This window comes from Rhizobium terricola (assembly GCF_012927355.1).
In the GTDB taxonomy this organism is placed as follows: domain Bacteria; phylum Pseudomonadota; class Alphaproteobacteria; order Rhizobiales; family Rhizobiaceae; genus Allorhizobium; species Allorhizobium terricola.
In genome coordinates this window covers 1,587,531-1,611,750 of sequence record NZ_JABBGK010000001.1, presented here as the reverse complement: position 1 = coordinate 1,611,750, position 24,220 = coordinate 1,587,531, and the positions used below count along the sequence as shown (strand labels likewise).

General features: G+C 63.2%; 19 protein-coding genes. 5 read left to right on the top strand and 14 right to left on the bottom strand.

Annotation, left to right across the window (positions count from 1 at the left end; all coding sequences use genetic code 11):
* The first annotated feature begins 296 nt into the window (after positions 1–296).
* Positions 297–3,791, top strand: a complete 3,495-nt coding sequence (gene dnaE, locus HHL25_RS07725; RefSeq protein ID WP_169588783.1) for a DNA polymerase III subunit alpha — start codon at positions 297–299, stop codon at positions 3,789–3,791.
* 17 nt (positions 3,792–3,808) lie between these two features.
* On the opposite strand, the gene HHL25_RS07720 is transcribed toward dnaE, so the two are convergent.
* A complete protein-coding gene (locus HHL25_RS07720) occupies positions 3,809–5,056 on the bottom strand; it encodes a L,D-transpeptidase family protein (RefSeq protein WP_169588781.1) in 1,248 nt (415 codons plus the stop codon).
* A gap of 149 nt (positions 5,057–5,205) precedes the next feature.
* Here HHL25_RS07720 and HHL25_RS07715 point away from each other — a divergent pair, with 149 nt between their 5' ends.
* Positions 5,206–6,930 carry a GNAT family N-acetyltransferase gene (locus HHL25_RS07715; protein WP_169588779.1) on the top strand — a complete coding sequence of 575 codons (1,725 nt, stop codon included), beginning with the start codon at positions 5,206–5,208 and terminating at the stop codon, positions 6,928–6,930.
* Between the two features lie 3 nt (positions 6,931–6,933).
* Here HHL25_RS07715 and HHL25_RS07710 read toward each other — a convergent pair whose 3' ends face one another.
* The 3 genes from HHL25_RS07710 to HHL25_RS07700 form a co-directional block, all read right to left on the bottom strand.
* Positions 6,934–8,217, bottom strand: coding sequence for a DNA polymerase IV (locus HHL25_RS07710; RefSeq protein ID WP_169589654.1), 1,284 nt, complete (start codon positions 8,215–8,217; stop codon positions 6,934–6,936).
* 116 nt (positions 8,218–8,333) lie between these two features.
* A complete protein-coding gene (locus HHL25_RS07705) occupies positions 8,334–8,969 on the bottom strand; it encodes a hypothetical protein (RefSeq protein WP_169588777.1) in 636 nt (211 codons plus the stop codon).
* Entirely contained in the window at positions 8,970–9,263 is a 294-nt protein-coding gene (locus HHL25_RS07700; protein ID WP_169588775.1) for a DUF3572 domain-containing protein, read from the bottom strand.
* 136 nt (positions 9,264–9,399) lie between these two features.
* Between HHL25_RS07700 and HHL25_RS07695 the strand changes: the two genes are divergently transcribed.
* Entirely contained in the window at positions 9,400–9,771 is a 372-nt protein-coding gene (locus tag HHL25_RS07695; RefSeq protein WP_169588773.1) for a response regulator, read from the top strand.
* Positions 9,772–9,784: 13 nt separating this feature from the next.
* Positions 9,785–11,158 carry a PleD family two-component system response regulator gene (locus HHL25_RS07690; protein WP_169588771.1) on the top strand — a complete coding sequence of 458 codons (1,374 nt, stop codon included), beginning with the start codon at positions 9,785–9,787 and terminating at the stop codon, positions 11,156–11,158.
* Between the two features lie 858 nt (positions 11,159–12,016).
* Here the strand turns inward: HHL25_RS07690 and rpmG are convergent.
* The 6 genes from rpmG to topA all read right to left on the bottom strand — a co-directional run bounded on the left by rpmG (position 12,017) and on the right by topA (position 19,677).
* Positions 12,017–12,184 carry a 50S ribosomal protein L33 gene (rpmG, locus tag HHL25_RS07685; RefSeq protein WP_169588769.1) on the bottom strand — a complete coding sequence of 56 codons (168 nt, stop codon included), beginning with the start codon at positions 12,182–12,184 and terminating at the stop codon, positions 12,017–12,019.
* A gap of 90 nt (positions 12,185–12,274) precedes the next feature.
* Positions 12,275–13,459: an MFS transporter gene (locus tag HHL25_RS07680; RefSeq protein ID WP_169588767.1), complete on the bottom strand. Its 1,185-nt coding sequence runs from the start codon at positions 13,457–13,459 to the stop codon at positions 12,275–12,277.
* Between the two features lie 10 nt (positions 13,460–13,469).
* Entirely contained in the window at positions 13,470–14,174 is a 705-nt protein-coding gene (locus HHL25_RS07675) for an NUDIX hydrolase (RefSeq protein WP_169588765.1), read from the bottom strand.
* A complete protein-coding gene (locus tag HHL25_RS07670; RefSeq protein ID WP_169588763.1) occupies positions 14,171–14,623 on the bottom strand; it encodes a DUF983 domain-containing protein in 453 nt (150 codons plus the stop codon). The genes HHL25_RS07675 and HHL25_RS07670 overlap by 4 nt, the downstream gene beginning before the upstream one ends.
* A gap of 24 nt (positions 14,624–14,647) precedes the next feature.
* Positions 14,648–16,930 (bottom strand): ribonuclease R, encoded by a 2,283-nt coding sequence (gene rnr, locus HHL25_RS07665; RefSeq protein ID WP_315853037.1) that lies wholly within the window; start codon positions 16,928–16,930, stop codon positions 14,648–14,650.
* Between the two features lie 77 nt (positions 16,931–17,007).
* A complete protein-coding gene (gene topA / locus HHL25_RS07660; RefSeq protein WP_169588759.1) occupies positions 17,008–19,677 on the bottom strand; it encodes a type I DNA topoisomerase in 2,670 nt (889 codons plus the stop codon).
* A gap of 242 nt (positions 19,678–19,919) precedes the next feature.
* Between topA and HHL25_RS07655 the strand changes: the two genes are divergently transcribed.
* On the top strand, positions 19,920–20,153 hold the full coding sequence (locus HHL25_RS07655; RefSeq protein ID WP_169588757.1) for a hypothetical protein: 234 nt from the start codon (positions 19,920–19,922) through the stop codon (positions 20,151–20,153).
* On the opposite strand, the gene dprA is transcribed toward HHL25_RS07655, so the two are convergent.
* The 4 genes from dprA to HHL25_RS07635 are packed head-to-tail and all read right to left on the bottom strand — an operon-like array spanning position 20,106 to position 24,144.
* Positions 20,106–21,254 carry a DNA-processing protein DprA gene (dprA, locus tag HHL25_RS07650; RefSeq protein WP_169588755.1) on the bottom strand — a complete coding sequence of 383 codons (1,149 nt, stop codon included), beginning with the start codon at positions 21,252–21,254 and terminating at the stop codon, positions 20,106–20,108. The genes HHL25_RS07655 and dprA overlap by 48 nt on opposite strands.
* 5 nt (positions 21,255–21,259) lie before the next feature.
* Positions 21,260–21,877, bottom strand: a complete 618-nt coding sequence (gene plsY / locus HHL25_RS07645; protein WP_169588753.1) for a glycerol-3-phosphate 1-O-acyltransferase PlsY — start codon at positions 21,875–21,877, stop codon at positions 21,260–21,262.
* Positions 21,878–21,898: 21 nt separating this feature from the next.
* Positions 21,899–23,191, bottom strand: a complete 1,293-nt coding sequence (locus HHL25_RS07640) for a dihydroorotase (protein ID WP_169588751.1) — start codon at positions 23,189–23,191, stop codon at positions 21,899–21,901.
* Positions 23,188–24,144, bottom strand: a complete 957-nt coding sequence (locus HHL25_RS07635; protein WP_169588749.1) for an aspartate carbamoyltransferase catalytic subunit — start codon at positions 24,142–24,144, stop codon at positions 23,188–23,190. Before HHL25_RS07635 ends, HHL25_RS07640 begins: the two co-directional genes overlap by 4 nt.
* Positions 24,145–24,220: the final 76 nt, after the last annotated feature.

Here is a 24,220-nt window from a genome sequence, read left to right as displayed (position 1 = left end):
AGGTGCGGCCTTTTTTTGGTTGACAGCGGAACGCAAAGAGAACAAAATACAAACATAACGAGCCAGGAGAGAGACATGACCGAAATTCTTCGTGACGTCGCCGCATTCGCCTCGATTTCCATGTTTGTTGCCAGCCTGTCGGTGATCATGCTCGCCCTGTGACCGGCGCCGTCGGGCACCGCGCGCAAAGTTCGCGCAAAGTTGTAGAGAGCGCATGATCTCGGCAAAGAATTCTGGACTTCATCGTGCGCTCGGCCGAAAATCGCGGCCGATTCAAAATGTGCCGGGGAAGCTTCATGGGCGAGACTGCAATTGACGGGAACGATCCGGTGAAGACCGGTGCTGGCCCGGGTTTCGTTCACCTGAGACTGCATTCGGCCTATTCGTTGCTTGAAGGCGCGCTGCCGCTCAAGAAGGTTCTCGGCAAGGCCGTTGCCGACAACCAGCCTGCAATCGCCATCACCGATACCAACAACCTGTTCGTGGCGCTGGAGTTCTCGCAGAAGGCCTTGGGCGACGGTCTGCAGCCGATCATCGGCTGCCAGCTTTCCATCGACATGGAGGATGGCAGCGTCGAAAAGCGGCCAGGCCAGCCGGGCGGCTATCCGGCGATCATCCTGCTCGCGGCCGATGCCGGGGGCTATGAACGTCTGGTGGATCTGGTCAGCCGGGCCTATCTCGGCGGGGACTCGACACAGGCCGTGCATATCGGCATGTCGTGGCTCGAGGAGATCGGCACGGCGGGACTGATCTGCCTGACCGGGGCGGCGAAGGGCCCTGTCGATTCCGCAATGAAGGAGGGCCACCGCGCCCAGGCCGAAGCCCGTCTGCTCGAGCTCAAGCGTCTGTTTGGCGACCGGCTGTATGTCGAGTTGCAGCGCCACGGCGAATACGACAAATCTCATGAACGCCGCATGGTCGGGCTTGCCTACGACCATGACGTTCCGCTGGTCGCGACCAACGAGGCCTTCTTTCCGTCGCGTGGCGACTATGAAGCCCATGACGCGCTGATGGCGGTGGCGCACAACGCGATCGTTTCCGACGACAGCCGGTTCCGCCTGACGCCGGATCACTATCTGAAGAGCCGGGAAGAGATGCAGGCGCTGTTCGCCGATCTGCCGGAAGCGCTCGCCAACACCGTCGAGATCGCCCAGCGCTGCGCCTTCGTGCTCGACACCCGCAAGCCGATCCTGCCGCGCTTCACCGGCGGCGTCGAGGATCCGGAGGAGGCAGAGCGCGCCGAGGCCCTGGAACTGCGCCGTCAGGCGGTCGAGGGTCTGGACGGACGTATCGCCGCGCTCGGCATGGCGGCCGGCTTCACCGAACAGGACTACCGCGAGCGTCTCGAGTTCGAGCTTTCGATCATCGAGCGCATGAAGTTTCCGGGTTACTTCCTGATCGTTTCGGACTTCATCAAATGGGCCAAGCAGCATGACATCCCGGTTGGCCCCGGTCGCGGCTCGGGTGCGGGTTCGCTCGTCGCCTATGCGCTGACCATCACCGACGTCGATCCTTTGCGCTTTTCGCTGCTCTTCGAACGCTTCCTCAATCCGGAACGCGTGTCGATGCCCGACTTCGACATCGACTTCTGCCAGGATCGCCGCGAAGAGGTGATCCGCTACGTTCAGCGCAAGTATGGCCGCGAGCAGGTGGCACAGATCATCACTTTCGGTTCGCTGCAGGCGCGTGCGGCCCTTCGCGACGTCGGCCGCGTGCTCGAAATGCCCTACGGCCAGGTCGACAAGATCTGCAAGCTGGTGCCGAACAATCCGGCCAATCCGACGCCCTTGTCGAAGGCGATCGAGGAAGAGCCCAAGCTGCAGGAAGCAGCCGAAGAGGAGCCGGTCGTCGCCCGTCTTCTCGACATCGCCCAGAAGATCGAGGGGCTCTATCGCCATGCTTCGACTCACGCGGCCGGCATCGTGATCGGTGACCGCCCGCTGTCGAAGCTGGTGCCGATGTATCGCGATCCGCGTTCCGACATGCCGGTCACCCAGTTCAACATGAAATGGGTCGAGCAGGCAGGGCTCGTGAAATTCGACTTCCTCGGCCTGAAGACGCTGACCGTGTTGAAGACCGCGGTCGATTTCGTCAAGGAACAGAGGGGCATCGATGTCGATCTGGCAGCCATCCCGCTCGACGACCAGCTGACCTACGAGATGCTGTCGCGCGGCGAAACGGTCGGCGTGTTCCAGGTGGAAAGCGCCGGCATGCGCAAGGCGCTGATCGGGATGCGGCCGGACTGCATCGAGGACATCATCGCGCTGGTGGCCCTCTACCGTCCGGGCCCGATGGAGAACATCCCCGTTTACAATGCCCGCAAGCACGGCGAGGAGGAGATCGAGTCGATCCACCCGAAGATCGACTATCTTCTCAAGGAAACGCAGGGCGTTATCGTCTACCAGGAGCAGGTCATGCAGATCGCTCAGGTGCTCTCGGGCTATTCGCTCGGCGAGGCCGACCTTCTGCGCCGCGCCATGGGTAAGAAGATCAAGGAGGAGATGGACAAGCAGCGCGCCCGCTTCGTCGACGGCGCCGTCGAGAACGGCGTGTCGAAGAACCAGGCCGATGTGATCTTCGACCTGCTTGCCAAGTTCGCGAACTACGGCTTCAACAAGTCGCATGCTGCGGCCTACGCCATCGTTTCCTACCAGACCGCCTATATGAAGGCGCATTATCCGACCGAGTTCCTCGCCGCCTCCATGACGCTCGACATGGCGAACACGGAAAAGCTCAACGACTTCCGCCAGGACGCCGGCCGCCTCGGCATCGAGGTCGTTCCGCCGTCGGTGCAGACCTCGTTCCGGCATTTCCAGACCGGTCCGAACCGGATCTATTACGCGCTGGCCGCCATCAAGGGCGTCGGCGATTCCGCCGTTCAGCACATCGTCGAGGTCCGCGGCGACACGCCGTTCGAATCGATCGAGGATTTCTGCCTCAGGATCGACCCCAAGCAGGTCAACCGGCGCGTCTTCGAAAGCCTGATCTGTGCCGGCGCATTCGATTGCTTCGGTCGCGATCGTGCCGAGCTGGTCGCCGGCCTTGATCGGGTGCTGGGTTATGCCCAGCGCGCGCAGGAAAACGCGGTCAGCGGCCAGTCCGACATGTTCGGCGCCGGCGGTGCCACGGGGCCCGAGCGAATTTCGTTCGCTCCCTATACCGCCTGGCTGCCGTCCGAAAAGCTGATGCGCGAGTTTCAGGTCCTCGGCTTCTACCTGACGGCCCATCCGCTCGATTCCTACCGTTCGCTGCTGGAGAAGATGCGCGTCCAGAACTTCGCGGATTTTTCCCAGGCGGTGCGCCAGGGTGCAACGGCGGGCCGGCTTGCGGGAACGGTGATTTCGCGCCAGGAGCGCAAGACCCGCACCGGCAACAAGATGGGCATCGTGACGTTTTCGGACGCGTCCGGCCAGTTCGAGGCCATCCTCTTTTCGGAAGGCCTCAACCAGTATCGCGACCTTCTGGAATCCGGCAAGTCGCTGGTCATCACCGTCGCTGCGGAAGAGCGGCCGGAAGGCATCGGCCTCAGGATCCAGACGGCGCAGTCGCTCGAGGAAAAGTCCGTCCAGATGCAGAAGGCGTTGCGCGTCTATGTGCGCGACAGCGGTCCGCTGAAGACGGTTGCCGCCCATCTCAACACGCGCGGTGACGGTCTCGTGTCATTCATCGTCATCAAGGATGACGGGCAGCGGGAGATCGAGGTCGAACTCACCGAGAAATACCGCATTTCCCCGGAAATTGCCGCCGCCATGCGTTCGGCGCCCGGCGTCATCGACGTCGAGCTGGTCTGACCGGCTGACCGAAGGCCTCAGGCCTTCGGCGCGCGATGGGTGATGGTGATGAAGTCGGTGCCGGGACCCGTTTCCGGGCCGATGCCGTTGTCCGAAATCGTGATCGACGTGCCTTCGCTCATCATCGTCTCGATGCGATGGCGGATCTCGTCGGGAATGGTGATGCGGTCGAGCGCCGCTGCAGCGGTGAAGACGGCGGTGTCGTCGGCCGCCTGGGTGATGCCGAGCCGCTTCATCGTGGAATTCGTCAAATGGTTTTCGAGCGTGACGGCGCGCCATTCGGCCTTGTGGCCGAAGCGGTCGACATCGGTCGCCTCGATGAAATGGGTACCCAGCGCCTTCTCCGGATCGGCAATGCCGACCGGCGCTTCGAACAGCGGCTTGAAGTTCTGGCGCACCATGATCTGGCCGAGCGGCGGAACGCCCTTGCCGCTGCTCTTGTAGAGCTCGGTCAGGAAGTCGGCACCGACCAGCGCGCCCTTGGTGGAAAGACCCTTCCAGCGCTTGAAGCCGTTGATCGCCGCGACCGTCATCTTGCCGGCATGGCCGTCCGGTACGCCGGCATCGAATCCGAGTTCGCCGAGCAGCGTCTGCACGTCGATCATGGTTTCGCGCTCGCCGCGGCGGGTGATCAGGATGCGCAGCGGCGGTGCCTCCTCGAGTACGACCTTGGCCGTCGCACCCGCCTTCGGCAAGACGTCGGCCATCGCCACCTCGACGGGTTTCAGCGACGCGTCGATCGTGCTCGGCCGCAGTTCGGCATCGGACAGCAACTGGCCATCCGGCGTCGGCGCGCGCGGGGTGAAGAGCGCTTCGTGGGTCAACCAGGCGGGAACAGCCGGGTGATCGGTGATGATGACATGCGCGCCGCGTTCCGTCAGCTTGAACAGCTCCTTGGCGAAGGCCGCCGGAAGGCGCACGCAGCCGTGGGAGGCGGGATAGTTCGGCACGCTGCCGGATTCATGCAAGGCGACGCCCGACCATGTGATGCGCTGCATCCAGGGCATCGGCGCGTTCGAATAGAGATTGGACTCGTGATACTTGCGCTTTTCAAGGATCGAAAACACCCCCGACGGGGTCGTGTGGCCGGGCTTGCCGGTGGAGACGTTCGAGGTCGCCACGACCTTGTCGCCGTCATAGACCACCAGTGACTGTTCGGTTTTCGAGACGAAGATCTGCAGGTTGCCGCCGCTTCCGGCGCTCGCCGGTGTTGAAAGGATGGTCGCGGACAACAGGCCAAGGGTGGCGGCCAGGGACTTCATCATGGGGCTTGATCCTATACGCAATACGAACGCGGCCAAAATATAGGTCGAAGTTTAATGAAGCTTTGCCGTGTGGCCCGACCTGGTTCACGAGATTGTGTAAATCGCTTCTTTGTGAGAGCCTGATGCGTCGAGTGCCGGGGGAGGCCGCGATGCATGTCGATGCTCTATCTTCATTGGTTGAACTGGACGCTCTGAAGCAGAACTGGAACGAAGTCTTCGCCGCCGATCCAGACGGACACTATTTCCTGTCCTGGCATTGGCTGAGGCGCTGGTTGGAAAAGGCCGGCCCCTGGCGTGTTCTGGCTGCTCGCAGCGGTGACGCGAGCGAAGGTTATGTGGCTTTCCTGCCGATTCAACTGCGGACGGAGTTTGACGAGACGAGGGGGCTCTTCAATACGATCGGGCTCGCGGGAGCGCATTTCTCTGCCTATTGCGGCATGCTGGCCTTGCCCGCTCACGCCGACGAGGCGGTGGATGCGTTCTCCACCCATCTCAAGGGGTTTGCCTGGCGTCACCTGGCCCTCGACGACATCGTCATGCCCAGGGAGCGGTTGCAGCGCCTCTTTTCCGCCTTTCCGGCCGAGACCTTCCGCCATGCCAAGATAAAGCGGGCCGAGCACATCACGGATGCCGGCGAGGACATCGATCACGACACCTATGTTTACGTCCCCTTGCCCGGTGACTACGAGGCGCTGCTGAACGAACGACTAGGTTCCCGGACCCGCTATCACGCGCGAAGAGCGATGCGGGAATTGCAGATGCCGGAGCGCGAACTCTTCATCTCCCTTCCGACCACCGAGACCCTGGCCAGGGATATCGACATTCTCTGCTCCCTGTGGTGGGGGCAGTGGGGGCCGCAGCGCCCGGCCTACGGCCGTTTCATCATCGAGAACACGCGTCACATGCTGCCCGCCTGCTTCGCGGATGGCAGTCTTCATATGCCGATCCTTTGGCACAGGGGGAAGGCAATTGCCGCCTTCGTTCTGTTCCTTGATCCCTCCCACCGGACCGTCGTCGCCTTCCTGAGCGGTCGCGACATGACCGCGGACAGGTCCGTCAGTCCCGGTCTGATCCTCCACTGCCACAGCCTCCGCTGGGCGATCGAGAATGGCTATGAGATCTACGATCTCGGCACGGGCGACTACAGTTACAAGGATGCCTTCGGGGCGGAGCATCGCCAGGTCGAGCGCTTCCGTATTTCGACCCATTCCGGGCAGAACCTCGGTGGGAGGCTTGATCCGCGAACGCTCGATGCTGCCTTTTCGAAGGCCGCGGTTTTCGACCGTGCCGGCCGAATGGACGCCGCCGCCCTCTGCTGTCGGCAGATCCTGGCGACCGACCCGGCCTATCAGCCGGCCCTGGAGCTTGGTCAGAGGTTGGAGCAATCCCTGCGGCAGCGTGTGGACGGTCTGGTCGCAGCCGCGCTCTCCCACCTGCGCTCAGGCGCGCTCGCCGCCGCGGAAGCCGATTTGCGGGACGCGCTCGACTTTGATCCGCACTGCCTGCCGGCCTTGCTCAGCCTCGCCGCGCTGCTGATGCAGAAGAACGCGCCGGATGACGCAGCCGCCTTGCTTGGCCGCGCGCTCGCGGTGGCTCCGTCCTCGGCTGCGGTTCACCTCCAGCACGGCAACGTACTCATCATGCAATCGAGGCTGGACGAGGCTCTGCAGAGTTACGACAAGGCAATCGCCCTGGACGGAACGAATGCCGTTGCCTTCAGCAACCGCGGCACTCTGTTGCGCAAGCTCCGGCGCCTGGACGAGGCGGAGGAGAGCTATCGGCAAGCGCTTGCGCTCGATCCCGCCAACGAGCAGGCGGCGCGCAATCTCGGTCGGCTCCAAAGCGAGGCGGGCGGGGCGCTGGACGGCGCCTGACGCTCATTTGTCCCGGCCGAAGGTGTAACCGGTCTGGACGCTCCCCTTGCCGAACTTTTCCCGCAGCTTGTCCATCGCGGCTTCCGCGGCCGCCCGCCGTTGCGATTGTTCGTCCACCAGGTCCGGCGGATCGGCGAGGGCCTCGTCCTGCAGGTCGCTCACACCGATCCCGATCAGGCGAAAGCGGGTTCCGTCCGTTTCCCTTTCCAGAAGGCCAAGCCCGGTCCGGAAGATCTTGTCGGCGAGCTGGGTCGGATCATCGAGCCGGCGGTTACGGGTTCGCCCCTTGAAGTCGGCGGTCTTCAGCTTCAACACGACCGTCTGGCCGGCAATGCCGGAGCGCTTCAAGCGCCAGGCGACCTTTTCCGATAGGGCTCGCAGATGCGGAACAAGCTCTTCATGGGAGGAGATGTCGTCGAAGAAGGTCGTTTCGGCCGAAACGGACTTGGCCGCCTCGTTGAGATGGACCTCGCGGTCGTCGATGCCGCGCGACAGCCGGAAGAGACGCTGTCCCATGGAGCCGTAGCGCCGCATCAGGTCGCCTTCCTCCATCGTCTGCAACTGGCCCACCGTTCGGATCCCGTCGCGCTCCAGCGTGGCTGCAAACGCCTTGCCGACGCCCCAGATCGTGGTGACTGGGCGCGGCGCGAGGAAGTCGAGCGCCTCGGCCTCGCCGATGACCGAGAAGCCGCGCGGCTTCTGCAGGTCGGACGCCACCTTCGCCAGGAACTTGCAGTAGGATAGCCCGACGGAGACGGTGATACCCACTTCCTGTTCGACGCGTCTGGCGAAGCGGGCGAGCACCCGGGCGGCCGGGTCGTGATGCAGGCGTTCCGTGCCCTTGAGCTCGAGAAAGGCCTCGTCGATCGACAGGGGCTGCACGAGAGGGGTCAGTTCCTCCATCATGGCGCGCACCTGCCGGCCGACGCGCGCGTATTTCTCCATGTCGGGACGGATGACGATCGCCTGCGGACAGGCCTCCAGCGCCTTGAACATCGGCATGGCGGAGCGCACCCCGTGGATGCGGGCAATGTAGCAGGCGGTCGACACGACCCCGCGCTTGCCGCCGCCGATGATCACCGGCTTGTCAACCAGATCAGGATTGTCGCGCTTCTCGACGGCGGCATAGAAGGCATCGCAGTCGATATGGGCGAGCGTCAGCTGGTTGAGTTCCGGATGATAGACGAGGCGAGGGCTGCCGCACGCGACGCAACGCCGCCGCTCGTCCGGCTGCGCCTTCAGGCAGTCTCGGCAGAAGCCCGGAGATTGAGTGTTATCCGTCGTCATCTGGGGAACAAAGGTTGAACGTCTGGACATTAGGCGCTAGCCTGCGGACTGGCAAGCGAAACGATGGCCGGTGCTTGCGGTCCCGAGATCTTGCTGGATGGGAGGCGTGCCGCCGGTCAGCCCGCAAGGTGCGCGGAAATGAGCCCCAGTGCCTCCGGCCAGTCGCGCGCCCGCCGGACATGGTCGCCTGCAGGAGGTGCCAATTGATGGATATCGATCGGCGGAGGAAGGTGGACGAGTAGGCATTGCGGCACGTGTTCGCCGACCGAATGGAGGTTGTGGACCATGTCGTCGATGAAGGCGACGGGCAGGGCCCTCTCACCGTGCAGGTGCCGGACAAGCGGACCTTTGGCCTCCTTCGCCGCAATGAGCGGATAAGTGAACCCGAAGCGGTCGAGAAGGCGACGGCGCGCCGCGAAGTGTTGCGGCGGCATGGCCGTGAGGAAGATCAGGTCGGCGGTCTCGGAAAGCGCACGCAGAGCGCCGGTCGCGTCGGAAAAGGGCGATTGCCATTGTTCCTGTTCCGCGAAGAAGCCCTCGAGCAGCGCGCTGACGGCATCGGCCTCAACCCGTGTGTCGTCGCTTTCTCCGACGATATTTCCATGCAGGCGGAAGGAGCGGGGAAGCAACCTGAGCCCGCGACTGGCGAGAAAGGCGCGAAACGGCGTGACGAATTCGAGGACCACATCGTCGACGTCGCACACGACCAGCGGGCGTTTCGTCAGCCGGATGTTCTCAAGGGACTCGGACACTCAGTACTCGCCGGATCCGAGCGACGGCCCGGTGTAATGGTGCGACGCGGAGACGACGGTCTCCGGCTTGATGCCGGTTGATTCACAGAAGGCCATCAGGCTCGGCTCGTGGGCCATCAGGAAGTCGAGCATGCCCGCCAGGAAGCTAGGGTCGCCGACCGCTTGCCGCAACTGGTCCGGGCGCGTGCCGGAAAGTGCAAGGAATCGGCCGAGCATGTCCGGTTCGTTGGCCAGCCAGCCGAGCACGGCGACGGCGGTTTCCTCGGCTTCGGCTGGTATGCTGTTTTTGTTCATGAGCCTTTCCGCAATTTCCAACAGAGTTACCTATTTCTCAACCAAATGACCTTAGCATGACATCGCGCGCAATGTGCAGACTGCCTTTGTCGTACAGACTTTTACTGGCGCCAGGCGGGATTGAGGGACAGGGTGAATGCCGAAGAAGGTAATGATTGTCGAAGACAACGAGCTCAACATGAAGCTCTTCCGCGATCTTATCGAAGCATCCGGCTACGAGACGATTCAGACCCGCAACGGTCTGGAGGCGCTTGATCTTGCCCGCAAGCATCACCCCGATCTTATCCTCATGGACATCCAACTGCCCGAAGTCTCGGGCCTCGACGTGACGCGCTGGCTGAAGGCAGATCCCGAACTTCATGTCATCCCGGTCATCGCGGTGACGGCCTTTGCGATGAAGGGCGACGAGGAACGCATCCGGCAGGGTGGCTGTGAGGCCTATGTGTCGAAGCCGATCTCGGTGCCGAAGTTCATCGAGACCATCAAGACCTATCTCGGCGACGCGTGAGGGAACGGCAAAGATGACCGCGAGAATCCTAGTCGTCGACGACATCCCGGCCAACGTCAAACTCCTCGAAGCGCGGTTGCTCGCCGAATATTTCGAAGTGCTGACAGCCGACAATGGGCGTGATGCGCTTGATATCTGCGACCGCACCCAGGTCGACGTCATCCTGCTCGACATCATGATGCCCGGCATGGACGGTTTCGAAGTCTGCGAGCGCCTGAAGGCCAACCCGCGCACCGCCCACATACCGGTGGTCATGGTCACCGCACTCGATCAGCCGTCCGACCGCGTCCGTGGCCTCAAGGCCGGCGCGGACGATTTTCTCACCAAGCCCGTCAACGATCTGCAGCTCATTTCGCGCGTGAAGAGCCTCGTGCGCCTGAAGACGCTGAGCGACGAACTGCGCATCCGCGCCGACACTGCACAGCAGATCGGCATCGACGACAGCCTGCGCCTGAGTGACGGGCGCCTGGAAGAGGCCGGTCAGGTCCTGCTTGTCGACAGCCGCGGCAGCTCGCAGGAGCGCATCATCAAGACGCTGAAGCCGATCGCCGTGGTCAATGCCATGTCCGATCCGCAGGCCGCGGTCTTCGAGGCGGTCGAAAACCCCTTCGATCTCGTGATCGTTAACGGCAATCTCGATGATTACGACCCGCTGCGCCTCTGCTCGCAGCTGCGTTCGCTCGAGCGGACGCGTTTCGTGCCGATCCTCCTCATTACCGAACACGGCGACGACCAGATGATCGTCCGCGCCCTCGACCTCGGCGTGAATGACTATATCGTCCGTCCGCTCGATCCGAATGAACTGGTGGCCCGCACGCTGACCCAGATCCGCCGCAAGCGTTTCAACGATCGCCTGCGCAACAGCGTGACCCAGACCATTGAGCTGGCCGTCACCGACGGGTTGACGGGCCTGCACAACCGCCGCTATCTCGATAGCCATCTCAAGATGTTGTTCACCCGTGCCCAGGCGCGGGGACGGCCGCTTTCCGTCTGCATCACCGATATCGACCGCTTCAAACACGTAAACGACACCTTCGGCCACGACGCGGGCGACGAGGTGTTGAAGGAGTTTGCGATGCGCGTCCGCTCGACGGTGCGCGGCGCGGATCTCGCCTGCCGCTATGGTGGCGAGGAATTCGTTCTGGTCATGCCGGATACTCCGGCGCAGGCAGCGGCGGTCATCGCCGAGCGCCTGCGCAGCATCATCGAGACCAAGCCCTTCCAATTGCGCGGGGCGGGCCAGATGCTCGACGTCACGGCGTCGATGGGTATTGCGACTGTCGGCGGTGGCGTCGAGACCCCGGAACAGCTGTTGAAGCAGGCCGATCTGGCGCTCTACGAGGCCAAGCGCTCCGGCCGCAACCGCGTCGTGGCCGCTGCTGCCTGACGCTTTCTTCGCCAGACCTGCGGCATTTTGCGCCATCGGCGGACTTGATGACGAATTTCTTTTGTCAAGAGGCCTGAATCGGGGATTGCGCGATCCGCCGCCTTTGATGAAAATACCGATATATAAGCGTCTCTTTATACGCTTCCGCGCGAGATCCGGCGCCATGTCGGCTGGATGAAGAAGAACAGGCGTAGTCTGATTCGGCGGATTTCAGCCGCTTTTCGATTTCTTGTGCGATTTTATAAGTCTAAATCACAAAATAACGCTCGAATCGCGTCGATCGCTGTCGACTTTTACCGATAAATATTAGAATTCAATTATATTGATTGGTATGCACGGTGACCAATTGTGATGAGAATGCTTATTTTTTGGGTGATGGACTTTGGTCTCGCTGAGTTTTACTTGAAAGTATTCGGAAGGCGAGCTTGAGTAACGCTCACTCTAGTCTAGGGGCGACTTCTCGATCTTAACCATAGCCACAAGCAAAATGTGGAAGGGTTAAGAAACTGTTGATTTTCATCTGAAGTTGAGCGAAGTTGACACCAACGAAAGAGATGCCTCGAAAAGAGGCTGATCGATACCCCATGATGCTCAGGTCCGCCGCATCTCCTGGGTCGTGGGGTCGGTCGGTTGATACGCAAAATAAAAACGGTTCCTCGTGCCGTCTTTGCGTGTCGACCGACCCCCTATTGAAAAGGGCACCGCAGCCAGACCGGCGCGGTGCCCTTTTTCTTTGCTGTGCATTGCCAGGCCGTTGGAAGCGCGTGGGAGGGGGGAGACCGCCGTCGCGATGGGCCAAAAAGAAAAGGCGCGTTGCCGGGGCAACGCGCCTGAACGTACGGATAACCGATCAAGAAATTACTTGATCTTGGTTTCCTTGAATTCGACGTGCTTCTTGACGACCGGATCGTACTTCGTCTTGGTCATCTTTTCCGTCATCGTGCGGCTGTTCTTCGTCGTAACGTAGAAGGTACCCGTGTCGGCTGTCGACAGCAGCTTGATCTTGATTGTTGTAGCCTTGGCCATGGTCGTCCTGCCTCTAATAAACGAAGCCGTGGACGACCGAACGAAGCCCACGGCAAATCTGGCGCGAAACTACAAATCGCGCCCGAAAAGTCAAGTCCGTTTGCCCCTAAAAAGCAGCCTTCCCACGGAAAGGGCCACATAGAGGCCGAAGAAACCGGCGATCGCCCAGGCAAAACCGTGGTTTCCGGAGATGTCGATGGCCGCGCCGATCACCTGCGGGCCGGCGACGGTACCGACCGCGTAGCAGAAGACGAAGGCGGCATTGGCGGCGGCAAGGTCGGATCCGGTCAGCCGGGAGCCGAGATGGCTGAGGCCGACCGTATAGAGGCCGGACACGCTGCCGCCCCAGAACAGCAGCACGACCGCCATCAGCAGCCAGTTCCCGGAAAGCCAGGGCAGGGCGAGCGAACCGGCAAGGCCGATGACCGCCATGGCGGAGAGCAGCAGCCTGCGGTCCTTCAGGTGGTCGGACAGCATTCCGAGCGGGATCTGGAAGATCATGTTGCCGATGCCCATCACCGTCAGCAAGAGCGCGGCCTGCGATTCGCCGAAGCCGATTCGCGTCGCGTAGATCGGAAAGAGTGAAAGCCCGCCCACTTCGACGGCCCCGAAGATGAACACGGCGGCCGTCGCCGTCGGGACGAGGAAGATGTAGCGCAGGAAATGATTGCTCGGCTTCTCGTCGAGTGCCGGGCTTTCGCCCCGCGCGACATAGATAGGGATCGCCGCGGCAAGGATTGCCACTGCACCGACGGCGAACGGCAGAATGCCGTCGCTGCCGAGCAGGGAGAAGAGCAGGGGCCCCGAGGCGAAGCCGACCGACAGCACGGTGGCATAGATGCCGAGAACGAGCCCCCGACGCTTTGGCGGGGCGGCGGCGTTGATCCAGAATTCGGAGAGGATGAAGAGCGTCGTGGTCGCGCCGTGGAAGGCGATGCGAAGCGGAAACCACATCCAGAACTGTTCGGCATAATAGAAGCCGATCGAACTCACCGCTGCGATGACGACGGCCCAGAGCATCGTCGGCGCCACGCCCCAGTCATGGGCGAGCTTGGTGGTAATCGGCGCCGCAGCCATGGCCGCGATCCCGGCCATCGCCGAATTGAGACCGATCAGCGTCGAGGAAATGCCGCGCTTTTCGAGAATGATGCTGAGCAGCGGCAGGCCGAGGCCGATTGCGATACCGACCGCCGTGATCGCCGCAATCGCGGCGACGAGGGAGGGCCAGTGTATCTCCTCGCGGTGACCGTTGGCGCCGCATTCCGGCTGTGACATCAGACTGACCTCAAATCGTTTCGCGGAGAAACTTACCGCGGCGGGAAAAATAGAAAGGTCCGTCGCTTCCGAAGGGCAGGGATGGATCGTTTCTCATCTGTGCTTTCACGTCCTCGAGGATCGTCCGCGTGATTGGCGGCATGTTCAGACTGGAAAGGTCGTTCATGTCAAGCCAACGAAGGTCGTGGAGCTCGGACGAATCGCTGAATCCGGTGGGATCCATCGTGGTTTCGTCCGTGAAGGTCAGGAAGAAGCGGGTATCGAAGCGCCGGACATTGCCGGGCGGCGTGATGGCGCGTGCGACATAGCGCAGGCTGCCGAGATCGGCCACCAGTCGCGGATTGCCGTCGCGCGCATTCTCCATGCTTCCCAGCAGCAGGCCGGTTTCCTCGACCAGTTCGCGCACGGCCGCGAGCGCCAGACCCCGGCTGCGATTCATTGCCGATGCGCTGTCGTCGCCCCCGCTCAGCCGGGCGAGTACGAGCGGATCGAGATCCCGAAGGAACGCGCCCCGGCTATCCTCGCGATCGCGCCGGCCGCCGGGAAAGACGTAGAGATTGGGCATGAAGGCATGGGCGCTCCCGCGCTTGCCCATCAGGACGCGCGGTGCACCGTTCGTACGGTCCACGAGAAGGAGCGAGGCGGCATCCCGCGGCCGCAATTTCACCGGCGCCTGAGACGCCGCATCCTGCCGGTTGAACGGATGCTCGCTCATGGCTTGTTTGCCGGACCGAAGTCCTCGGTTTCGTCCGTCACTCCGCCAAAACCGTGCATCCTGAGCGCCCATTGCAGGCCGATGACGCCGCCCTTGATCGGCTGGATGGTGGCGAGTGCCGTGATGACGCCGAGCGGCGCCCAGATTGCCAGGTGGATCCATTCCGAGGCCGGAAAGATGAGGTCTGTCATCATGAAGCCGCCGAGCAACACATGGCCGAGCACCATGATCACCAGATAGGGCGGAAGGTCGTCGGCGCGATGGTGGAACATCTCCTCGCCGCAGGCGGCGCAGGCGTCCACCGGCTTCAGATAGGCCCGAAACAGCTTGCCGCTGCCGCAGGCCGGACAGCGGTTGAGCAGGCCGCGCGTGATCGAGCGGCCGAGAGGCCGTTCGGCCTGAGCCTCGTCGCCGAAGCGGACGGCTTCCTGTTGCTGGCTGGCAGACATTCCTTCACTCCCCATGGTCATCAATCAGCGATGCGGGCGCTTCGGCCGGGTGCCCGGCTTCTTCGACGCGCCGCGCCGGCTCGACTTGTGGAACGAGCGCACGGCTACCGGCATCGGTCGCCCTTCGCTCAGCATCTCGAAACGTAGTGCGCCGGCGAGCGGCACGGCCTCGACGAGCTTTACCTGCACAGAATCGCCCAGCCGGTAACCGAGACCGGTGCGTTCACCCGAGAGTGCCTGGTGCGCCTCGTCGTAGATGTAGTAGTCCCGCCCGATCGTCGAAACCGGCACGAAGCCGTCCGCGCCGAACTGCGGCAGCGCGATGAACAGGCCGGCCTTGGTGACGCCTGAGACCTGGCCGTCGAACTCCTCGCCGACGCGGCCGGCAAGATGGTGGGCGATCAGCCGGTTGATGGTGTCGCGCTCGGCCGCCATGGCGCGCCGTTCGAAGGTCGAGATCTCGGCTGCGATGTCGTCGAGTGCCGCCTCTTCGTCCGGCGTGATGCCGCCGTCGCCGAGGCCGAGCGATCCCACCAGCGCGCGATGCACGATCAGGTCGGCATAGCGGCGGATCGGCGAGGTGAAATGGGCATATTTCAGCAGGTTGAGGCCGAAATGCCCTATGTTTTCAGGGCTGTAGATCGCCTGGCTCTGCGACCGCAGGACCATCTCGTTGACCATGGTCTGGTGCGGCGTGTCGAGCGCCTTGGCAAGGATGCCGTTGAACGAGTTGGACCGCAGATTGCCCTTGGCCAGCGACAGGCCGATAGTACCGAGGAACTCGCGCAGCGCTTCCTGCTTGGAAAGCGCCGGCGCGTCGTGAACACGATAGACCAGCGGCTGCCGCTTCTTCTCGAGCGTCTCGGCGGCGGCCACGTTGGCCTGGATCATCATCTCCTCGATCAGCTTGTGGGCGTCGAGGCGTTCCGGCACATGAACCCGGTCCACCGTGCCGTCCGGCTTCAGGATGATCTTGCGCTCGGGCATGTCGAGTTCGAGCGGCTGGCGCCGTTCGCGACCGCGCTTCAGGACGGCATAGGCATGCCAGAGCGGCTTGAGGATCGGTTCGAGCAGCGGTCCGGCCTTGTCGTCCGGCTTGCCGTCGATCGCCGCCTGGGCCTGCTGGTAGGAGAGCTTGGCCGCACTCTTCATCATGATGCGGTGGAAGGTGTGGCCGGCCTTGCGGCCTTCCTTGGAGAAGACCATGCGAACCGCAAGCGCCGGGCGGTCGACGCCCTCACGCAGCGAGCAGAGGTCGTTCGAGATCCGCTCCGGCAGCATCGGCACGACGCGGTCGGGGAAGTAGACCGAATTGCCGCGCTTCAGCGCCTCGCGGTCGAGGGCGGACTTCGGGCGGACATACCAGGACACGTCGGCGATCGCGACGGTGACGATCACGCCATCGGGGTTGTCCGGCGACATGTCCGGTTCGGCATAGACCGCATCGTCGTGGTCCTTGGCGTCATGCGGGTCGATGGTGATCAGGGGAACGTCGCGCCAGTCCTCGCGATGCGACATCGTCGCGGCCTTCGCTTCATCGGCCTCGGAAAGCACCGAATGCGGAAAGATGTGCGGAATGCCATGGGCATGGATGGCGATCATCGAGATCGCCTTTTCGGAGGCGACCGAACCGATCACGGAAAGCACTCTGGCCCGCGTCAGCCCGAAGCGGCCGGAGCGCAGGACCTCGACCTCGACCAGATCGCCGTCCTTGGCGTCGCCGAGATCGCTGCCGTCGATCTGCATCTCCTCGCCGCGTCGTTCGATCGGCATCAGGCGGCCGCCACCGGTACCCGGCATTTCGCGATAGACACCGAGAAGCGCATTGCGGTGCTTGTCGATGACCTTGATGATGCGCGCGGTATAGGCGGGGCCTGCGCGGTCCTTGGACGCAAAGATCTTGGCGAGCACGCGGTCGCCCAGTCCGCCGACGGGCGCCTTGCCCTTGGCGCGGTCGGCACTCGACTGGCGGATTGCCACCGCCGGCGCCACGCCCAGCTCCTCGTTCCACTCTGCCGGCCGGCCGATGAGCTCGCCGTCCTTGTCGCGGGTGGTGATATCGAGAACCGTAACCGGCGGCAGGGCGCCCGGGCGCTTCAGCGACTTGCGGTCCTTCTGGACCAGTCCGTCGTCCTCAAGGGAACGAAGCACATCCTTGAGTTCGACCCGCGCTTCGCCCTTCAGCCCGAAGGCCTTGGCGATTTCGCGCTTGGATGCCCGGTCCGGATTGTCGGCGATGAACTGCAGGAGCACGTCGCGCGGCGGGATGGCGCCGTGGATGATGGTCTGTTTGTCGCCATTCGCCACCGCACTCTCCGCGCGCCGGCTCCTGCGGTTGCCGGAGGCGGGGTGAGGAGAACGGTCACGCGGGGTCTTGCTCAAATCTAGCTCTTCTTCGTCTTCGGTGCCGCCTTTGCCTTCGGCTTGGCAGCGGCTTTCTTCTTCGGCTTGGCGTCTTCGGTGCCTTCGGCCTTGGCCTTGGCCGTCTTCGCGGGCGCCTTCTTCGCCTTGGTCGTCTTGCCGCCGCTCTTGCCCGCCTTCTCGGCGATCATCGCCAGCGCTTCCTCAAGCGTCACCGACTGCGGATCCTTGCCCTTGGGCAGGGTGGCATTGACTTTGGCCCAGTTAATATAGGGACCATATTTGCCATCGCGAACAGTAATCGCACCGCCATCGGGATGTTCCCCGATTTCCTTGAGTGCGGCTGCTGCCGTTCGACCGCGTCCGCCCGGTCCCTTGCTCTGCTTTTCTGCAAGCACGGTGACCGCACGGTTGAGCCCGATCGAGAATACGTCCTCGATGCTTTCCAGGTTGGCATAGGTGCCGTCGTGCAGGACAAAGGGGCCGTATCGGCCAAGGCCTGCAGAGATCATTTTGCCGGTCTCGGGATGCTGGCCGACATCGCGCGGCAGAGAAAGCAGCGCCAGTGCCTTTTCGTAGTCGATCGTTGCCGGCGTCCAGCCCTTGGGCAGCGACGAACGCTTGGCGTCCTTGCCGTCACCGCGCTGCACATAGGGTCCGAAACGGCCGCTGCGCAGCGTGATCTCTTCGCCCGTCGCCGGATCCTTGCCGAGCGCCTTAGGCTCGTTGGTTCCGGATGCCTCCGCTTCGCCGCCGTTCTCCGATGAGAGCTGGCGGGTGTAGTTGCATTCCGGGTAGTTGGAGCAGCCGACGAAGGCGCCGTACTTCCCGAGTTTCAGCGACAGCTGGCCGGTGCCGCAAACCTGGCAGATGCGCGGGTCCGAGCCGTCTTCACGCTTCGGGAAGACGAGCGGAGCGAGCGCCTCGTTGAGCGCATCGAGCACGTTGGTGACGCGCAGTTCCTTTGTCACTTCGATCTGCGCGAAGAAGTCGTTCCAGAAGTCGCGGAGCACGTCCTTCCACTTGAGCTCGCCGGCCGAGATCTGGTCGAGTTTTTCCTCGAGGTCGGCGGTGAAGTCGTACTCGACATACTTCGTGAAGAAGTTCTCGAGGAATGCCGTGACGAGACGGCCCTTGGAATGGGGGATGAGCTTGCGCTTCTCCGTGGTGATGTATTCGCGGTCGGACAACGTCTTCAGCGTCGCCGCATAGGTCGAGGGGCGGCCGATGCCGAGCTCTTCCATCTTCTTGATCAGCGAGGCTTCCGAATAGCGCGGCGGCGGCTCGGTGAAATGCTGGCTGGCATTGATCTTCTGCTTCGCGAGGCTTTCGCGCGCATTGATCTCGGGCAGGCGGCCATCCTCGTCGTCGCCGTCCTCGCTCGGTTCGCCGTCTTCCTTCTGATCGGTATAGGCGGCGATGAAACCGTCGAAGCGGATGACCGAACCGACGGCGCGCAGGCCGGCCTTTTCGCCTTCGTTGTCGGCCAGGATCTCGACGGTGGTCCGCTCGATTTCCGCGGATGCCATCTGGCTGGCGATCCCGCGCTTCCAGATGAGGTCATAGAGGCGCATCTGGTCGGCGTCGAGGAACCGGCGAACCTTGTCCGGCGAGCGGTTGAAATCGGTCGGGCGGATCGCTTCGTGGGCTTCCTGGGCGTTCTTCGCCTTGGTTGAATAGAAGCGCGGCTTTTCCGGCACATAGCGTGGGCCGAACTGGTCGGCGACGGCTGCACGGGCGCCGTCGACCGCTTCGGGTGCCATCTGCACGCCGTCGGTACGCATATAGGTAATGAGACCGACGGTTTCGCCGCCGATGTCGATGCCCTCATAGAGCTTCTGCGCGATCTGCATCGTCCGCGAGGCGGAGAAGCCGAGCTTCGAGGAAGCGGCCTGCTGCAGGGTCGAGGTGGTGAAAGGCGGTCCCGGATTGCGCTTGACCGGCTTTGCCTCGACGCTGTCGACGGCATAGCGGGCGCCTTCCAGAAGAGACTTGATACCATTGGCCTGATCGGCATTGGTCACCGAGTTGCGCTGGATGCGCTTGCCGAGATGCGAGACGAGCCTGGCTTCGAACTCGTCGCCACGCGGTGTCTTGAGGAGCGCGGAAATGTTCCAGTATTCCTCGGCGACGAAACGCTCGATCTCGGTTTCGCGGTCGCAGACCAGCCGAAGCGCAACCGACTGCACGCGACCCGCCGAGCGCGCGCCGGGAAGCTTGCGCCAGAGAACCGGCGACAGGTTGAAGCCGACGAGGTAGTCGAGTGCGCGGCGCGCGAGATAGGCGTCGACCAGCGAGCCATCGATGTCGCGCGGATCGGCCATCGCGTCGAGCACGGCCTTCTTGGTGATCGCGTTGAAGACGACGCGCTTGACCGGCTTGTCGCCGATTACCTTCTTCTTTTTCAGAAGATCGAGCACGTGCCAGGAAATCGCCTCGCCCTCGCGATCGGGGTCGGTTGCGAGAAAGACGCGGTCGGACGCTTTTACGGCATCGGAAATGTCTTTCATGCGCTTCTGTGACGCGCCGTCGACCTCCCACAGCATCTCGAAATCCTGGTCGGGAAGAACCGAGCCATCCTTGGCGGGCAGGTCGCGCACGTGCCCGAAGGACGCAAGCACCTTGTAGCCGGGCCCAAGATACTTGTTGATCGTCTTGGCCTTGGCCGGAGATTCTACGACTACGACATCCATTGCGCTTCTCTGTACTTCGGAAAGGCTTTCAGTTCCGGTCATTTACAGCATGACCGCGAAAACCGGTTCCCCGACATGGACAGGGATTCGGTCGCGGTCAAGAGGGGGGCTCGATTTTCTGAGGCGTGCAACGATATGCAACCTAGTGTAGATATGCCCGTTATTGCAATTTAAGATAATTGGTTTTATCGTTCCCGGTGTCAGTGTTCGACCGCGCTGGGCGGTCTTTTCGGATTGAAAACATGGTCTCAAAATCGGCAGGTGGCGATATCGGCGAAGCACGCACCCGCGAGAAGATCGCCTATGTCCGGCAGATGCTGGCCGAGCTCAGGGCTGTCGCGGAAAGCGAAGGCGCCGAGATGCTCTGCTACCTCATCGAGATGGCCTATGTCGAGGCCGGGGACTTGCAGAGCGGTCGTCGTGCTCTTTCAATCCATCATCCCAATGGAAACAAGCCCTCCCGGATGCCGGTGTAGGCGGCCAGCGATATCGAGTTCCAGAAGGACGAGATAGACCGCCTGGGCTGGCAGCCCTGTGTGCCGGATGATGTCGTCGACCTCGACAGGCGTCGGTCCCAGAGCGTCGGTGATGCGCGCCCTGTCGCCGTCGCTCGGCGGCAGGATCATCGACCGGTCGTCCTCTCCGGGCTCATCCGCTTCATGGCCCGAAAACAGATCGATCTCGGAGAGCGGCGCAAGGGCCTGCAGCACGTCGTCGGGGCGGGTGGTGACCGTCGCGCCGTCCTTTAAGAGGCCATTGGTTCCCTCGCAGCGCGGATCGAGGGGCGAGCCCGGAACGGCAAAGACCTGCCGCCCGAAGTCCGCTGCGAGGCGCGCCGTGATGAGCGAACCCGAACGTGCCGCCGCCTCCACCACGACGACGCCCAGCGCGACGCCGGCGATCAGTCTGTTGCGGCGGGGAAAATCGCGGGCGCGTGCGTCCCAGCCGAACGGCATTTCGGAAATGGCGAGCCCGCGGCCGTCCCAGATCTCGCGTAGAAGGTCGAGGTTTTCGGGAGGGTAGGGTCGGTCGAGGCCGCCGGCGAGTGCGGCGATCGTTCCGGTATCGAGGCTTGCCCGGTGGGCGGCGGTATCGATGCCGCGCGCGAGACCCGAGACGATGGCATAGCCGGCGCGGCCGATGTCACGGGCCATCAGGGCGGCAAACTTCGCACCACTGATCGAGGCGTTGCGAGCACCGACCACGCCGACGCTCGGAACAGTCGCGATGGCGAGATTGCCCCTTGCAGCGATCAGCGGCGGGGCACCGTCGATCTGGCGCAGTGCCGGCGGGTAGTCGGGTTCGCCGATCCCCACGAAGCGGGCGCCGAAGCGCGTGGCCGTTTCCAGCTCCGCCTCCGCTTCCGCCTGCGTGGCGATCCGTATGGCGCGGGTCGAGCCGCCACGCCGGGAAAGCTCCGGGAGCATGGCAAGAGCCGTTTCCGCAGAGCCGAAATGATTGATGAGGTCGCGGAACGTGGCAGGTCCGACGTTGTCACTGCGGATCAGTCTCAACCAGCTGATCCTTTGTCGGTCCGTCAGCGCAATCCCTGTTCGTCCTGCGCTGGCTGCCGACATGCGACCTATCCCTTTTGTCCGATCTTGCTCTCGGTTCCCGCAATCAGTCTTTCGATGTTGGCCTTGTGGCGCCAATAGGTGATCGCGGTCATCACGATGGTCACGATCGCCGCCTCATGGCTGCCGGTGAACCACAATACAACCGGAACGACAAGCGTTGCAACCAGGGCGGAGAGCGAGGAATAGCGCGACAGGAAGGCGACCGAAAGCCATGCTGCCGCGAACACCAGCACCATCAGGGGCGCGACGCCAAGCAGCGTACCGATATAGGTTGCGACACCCTTGCCGCCCTTGAAGCCGAGCCAGATCGGGAAAAGGTGGCCGATGAAGGCAGCAAAGCCGGCGAGCAGTCCGGCATTGGCGCCGAAGACGGCCTGCGCGATCACGGCGGCGATCGTCGCCTTCAGCGCATCGAGCAGGAGGGTCGCGGCGGCGAGCTTCTTGTTGCCGGTTCTCAGAACATTGGTCGCGCCGATATTGCCCGAGCCGATCGAGCGCAGGTCGCCGAGGCCCGCCATTCGGGTGAGAACGAGGCCGAACGGGATCGAGCCCAGGAGATAACCGAGGCTGAGAACGGCGATGACCGCCGGCCAGCCGATTGCGAGAAAGTTGACGCTTGGCACGGTATCCCCCTGATGGCCCGGTTACACGAGATGCACACACTTGCCGGCGACATAGGTCGCCACGACCCGGCCGGAGAAGCGCGCGTCCTCGAACGGCGTGTTCTTCGAGCGCGACAGCAACTGCTCCTTGGCGACGAGCCAGGGTTCGTCGATGTCGACCAATGCTATGTCGGCACGGGCGCCCGGCTTCAGCGTGCCGGCGTCGAGGCCGAAGACTTCCGCCGGGCGGGTCGACATCGCGTCGATCAGGCGCATCAGCGGAACCTGGCCGGCGTGATGCAGGCGCAACGCCGCCGAAAGCATGGTCTCCAGTCCGATTGCCCCGTCGGCAGCTTCGCCGAAGGGCAGACGCTTGGTGTCGACGTCCTGCGGATCGTGCGACGAGACGACGATGTCGATCTTGCCGTCGGCAAGCGCCTGGACCATAGCCATCCGGTCGTCTTCGGAGCGCAACGGCGGATAGAGCTTGAAGAAGGTGCGGTATTCGCCGATGTCGTTTTCGTTGAGGGCGAGGTGGTTGATCGAGATCGCGCAGGTCACCTTGGTGCCTCGCTTGCGCGCCACCTCGATCGCCTCGACCGATTCCGGGACGGAAATCTGGGCGGCATGGTATTTGGCCTTGGTGAGGCCCGCGATCCTGAGGTCGCGCTCCAGCGGAATGATCTCCGTCTCCTTCGGCACGCCCGAAAGGCCGAGCCAGCTGGCGAGCAGACCTTCGTTCATCACGCCGTTGGCGGCGAGGTATCTTTCGCGGGTCTCGAGCGCGATGACGGCGCCGAATTCGCGCGAATAGGTCATGGCCCGGCGGAGCACCTGCGTGTCGTGAAGCCCATGGCGGCCGTTCGTGAAGGCGACCGCTCCGGCTTCCTGCAGCAGGCCCATCTCGGTCATCTCGTTGCTGTCCAGCCCCTTGGTGAGGGCCGCAGCCGGATAGACGTTGACGACGGCCTTGTCGCGGGCGGTCTTCTTGACGAATTCGACAAGCGCGATGTCGTCGATCACCGGATCGGTTTCCGGCATCATGATGAAGGACGTCACGCCGCCGGCGGCGGCCGCACGACTGGCCGACGCGATCGTCTCGCGATGCTCGGCGCCCGGTTCGCCGACGAACACGCGCGCGTCCACGAGACCAGGAATGGCGGTGAGCCCGCTGCAGTCACGGACTTCCGCACCGGCCGGTTCGCCCTGGTTGCGGGCATCTGCGCCGGCTGCAAGGATCCGGCCGTCCTCGCCGACGATGATCGTGCCGACTTCGTCCAGCTTGCGCGACGGATCGACGATGCGGACATTCTTCAAGACGAGCGGCCTGGTCATGCGCCCATTCCTTCGCTGCGGGGACCCTGGTTCTGCGAGACGAGCAGCGCCTCCATCACGGCCATGCGCACCGCAACCCCCATTTCCACCTGCTGTTCGATCACGCTTTGCGGCCCGTCGGCAACTTCCGAGGCGATCTCGACGCCGCGGTTCATCGGGCCCGGATGCATCACGAGTGCATCCTCCTTGGCAGCCTTCAGCTTCTCGGCGTCGAGGCCGTAGAAGTGGAAATATTCCCGCACCGAAGGCACGAAGGCGCCCGACATGCGCTCGCGCTGCAGGCGCAGCATCATCACGACGTCGGCGTCCTTCAGTCCTTCCTTCATGTCATGGAAGACTTCCACGCCCATGTCGGCGATGCCCGAGGGCAGGAGGGTTGCCGGCGCGACGACCCGGACGCGGGCGCCCATGGCATTGAGGAGGAGAATGTTCGAGCGGGCGACGCGCGAGTGAAGCACATCCCCGCAGATTGCCACGATGATGCGCGACAGCTTGCCTTTGGCGCGCCGTATTGTCAGCGCATCGAGCAGCGCCTGCGTCGGATGTTCGTGCTGGCCGTCGCCGGCATTGACGACCGAGCAGGCGACCTTCTGGGCGAGAAGGGCTGCCGCGCCAGCCGAGGAGTGGCGGACCACCAGCACGTCGGGGCGCATGGCGTTCAGCGTCATTGCGGTGTCGATGAGGGTCTCGCCCTTCTTCACCGAAGAATTGCCCACCGACATGTTCATCACGTCGGCGCCGAGCCGTTTTCCGGCGAGCTCGAACGAGGACTGCGTCCGGGTCGAGGCTTCGAAGAAGAGGTTGATCTGGGTGAGGCCGCGAAGCGTGGAGGTCTTTTTCTCGCGCTGGCGGCTGATTTTGACGGCTTCGTCTGCCTTGTCGAGCAGGTAGGTAATGTCCTGTTCGGTAAGGCCCTTGATGCCGATGAGATGGCGATGGGGAAAGAAGACCATGGACGTCCTCCGCAGATGTCACGCGGTCTATAAAGAAGGCCACGCCGGGGGGCAAGCATATGCTATGTGGATAGCG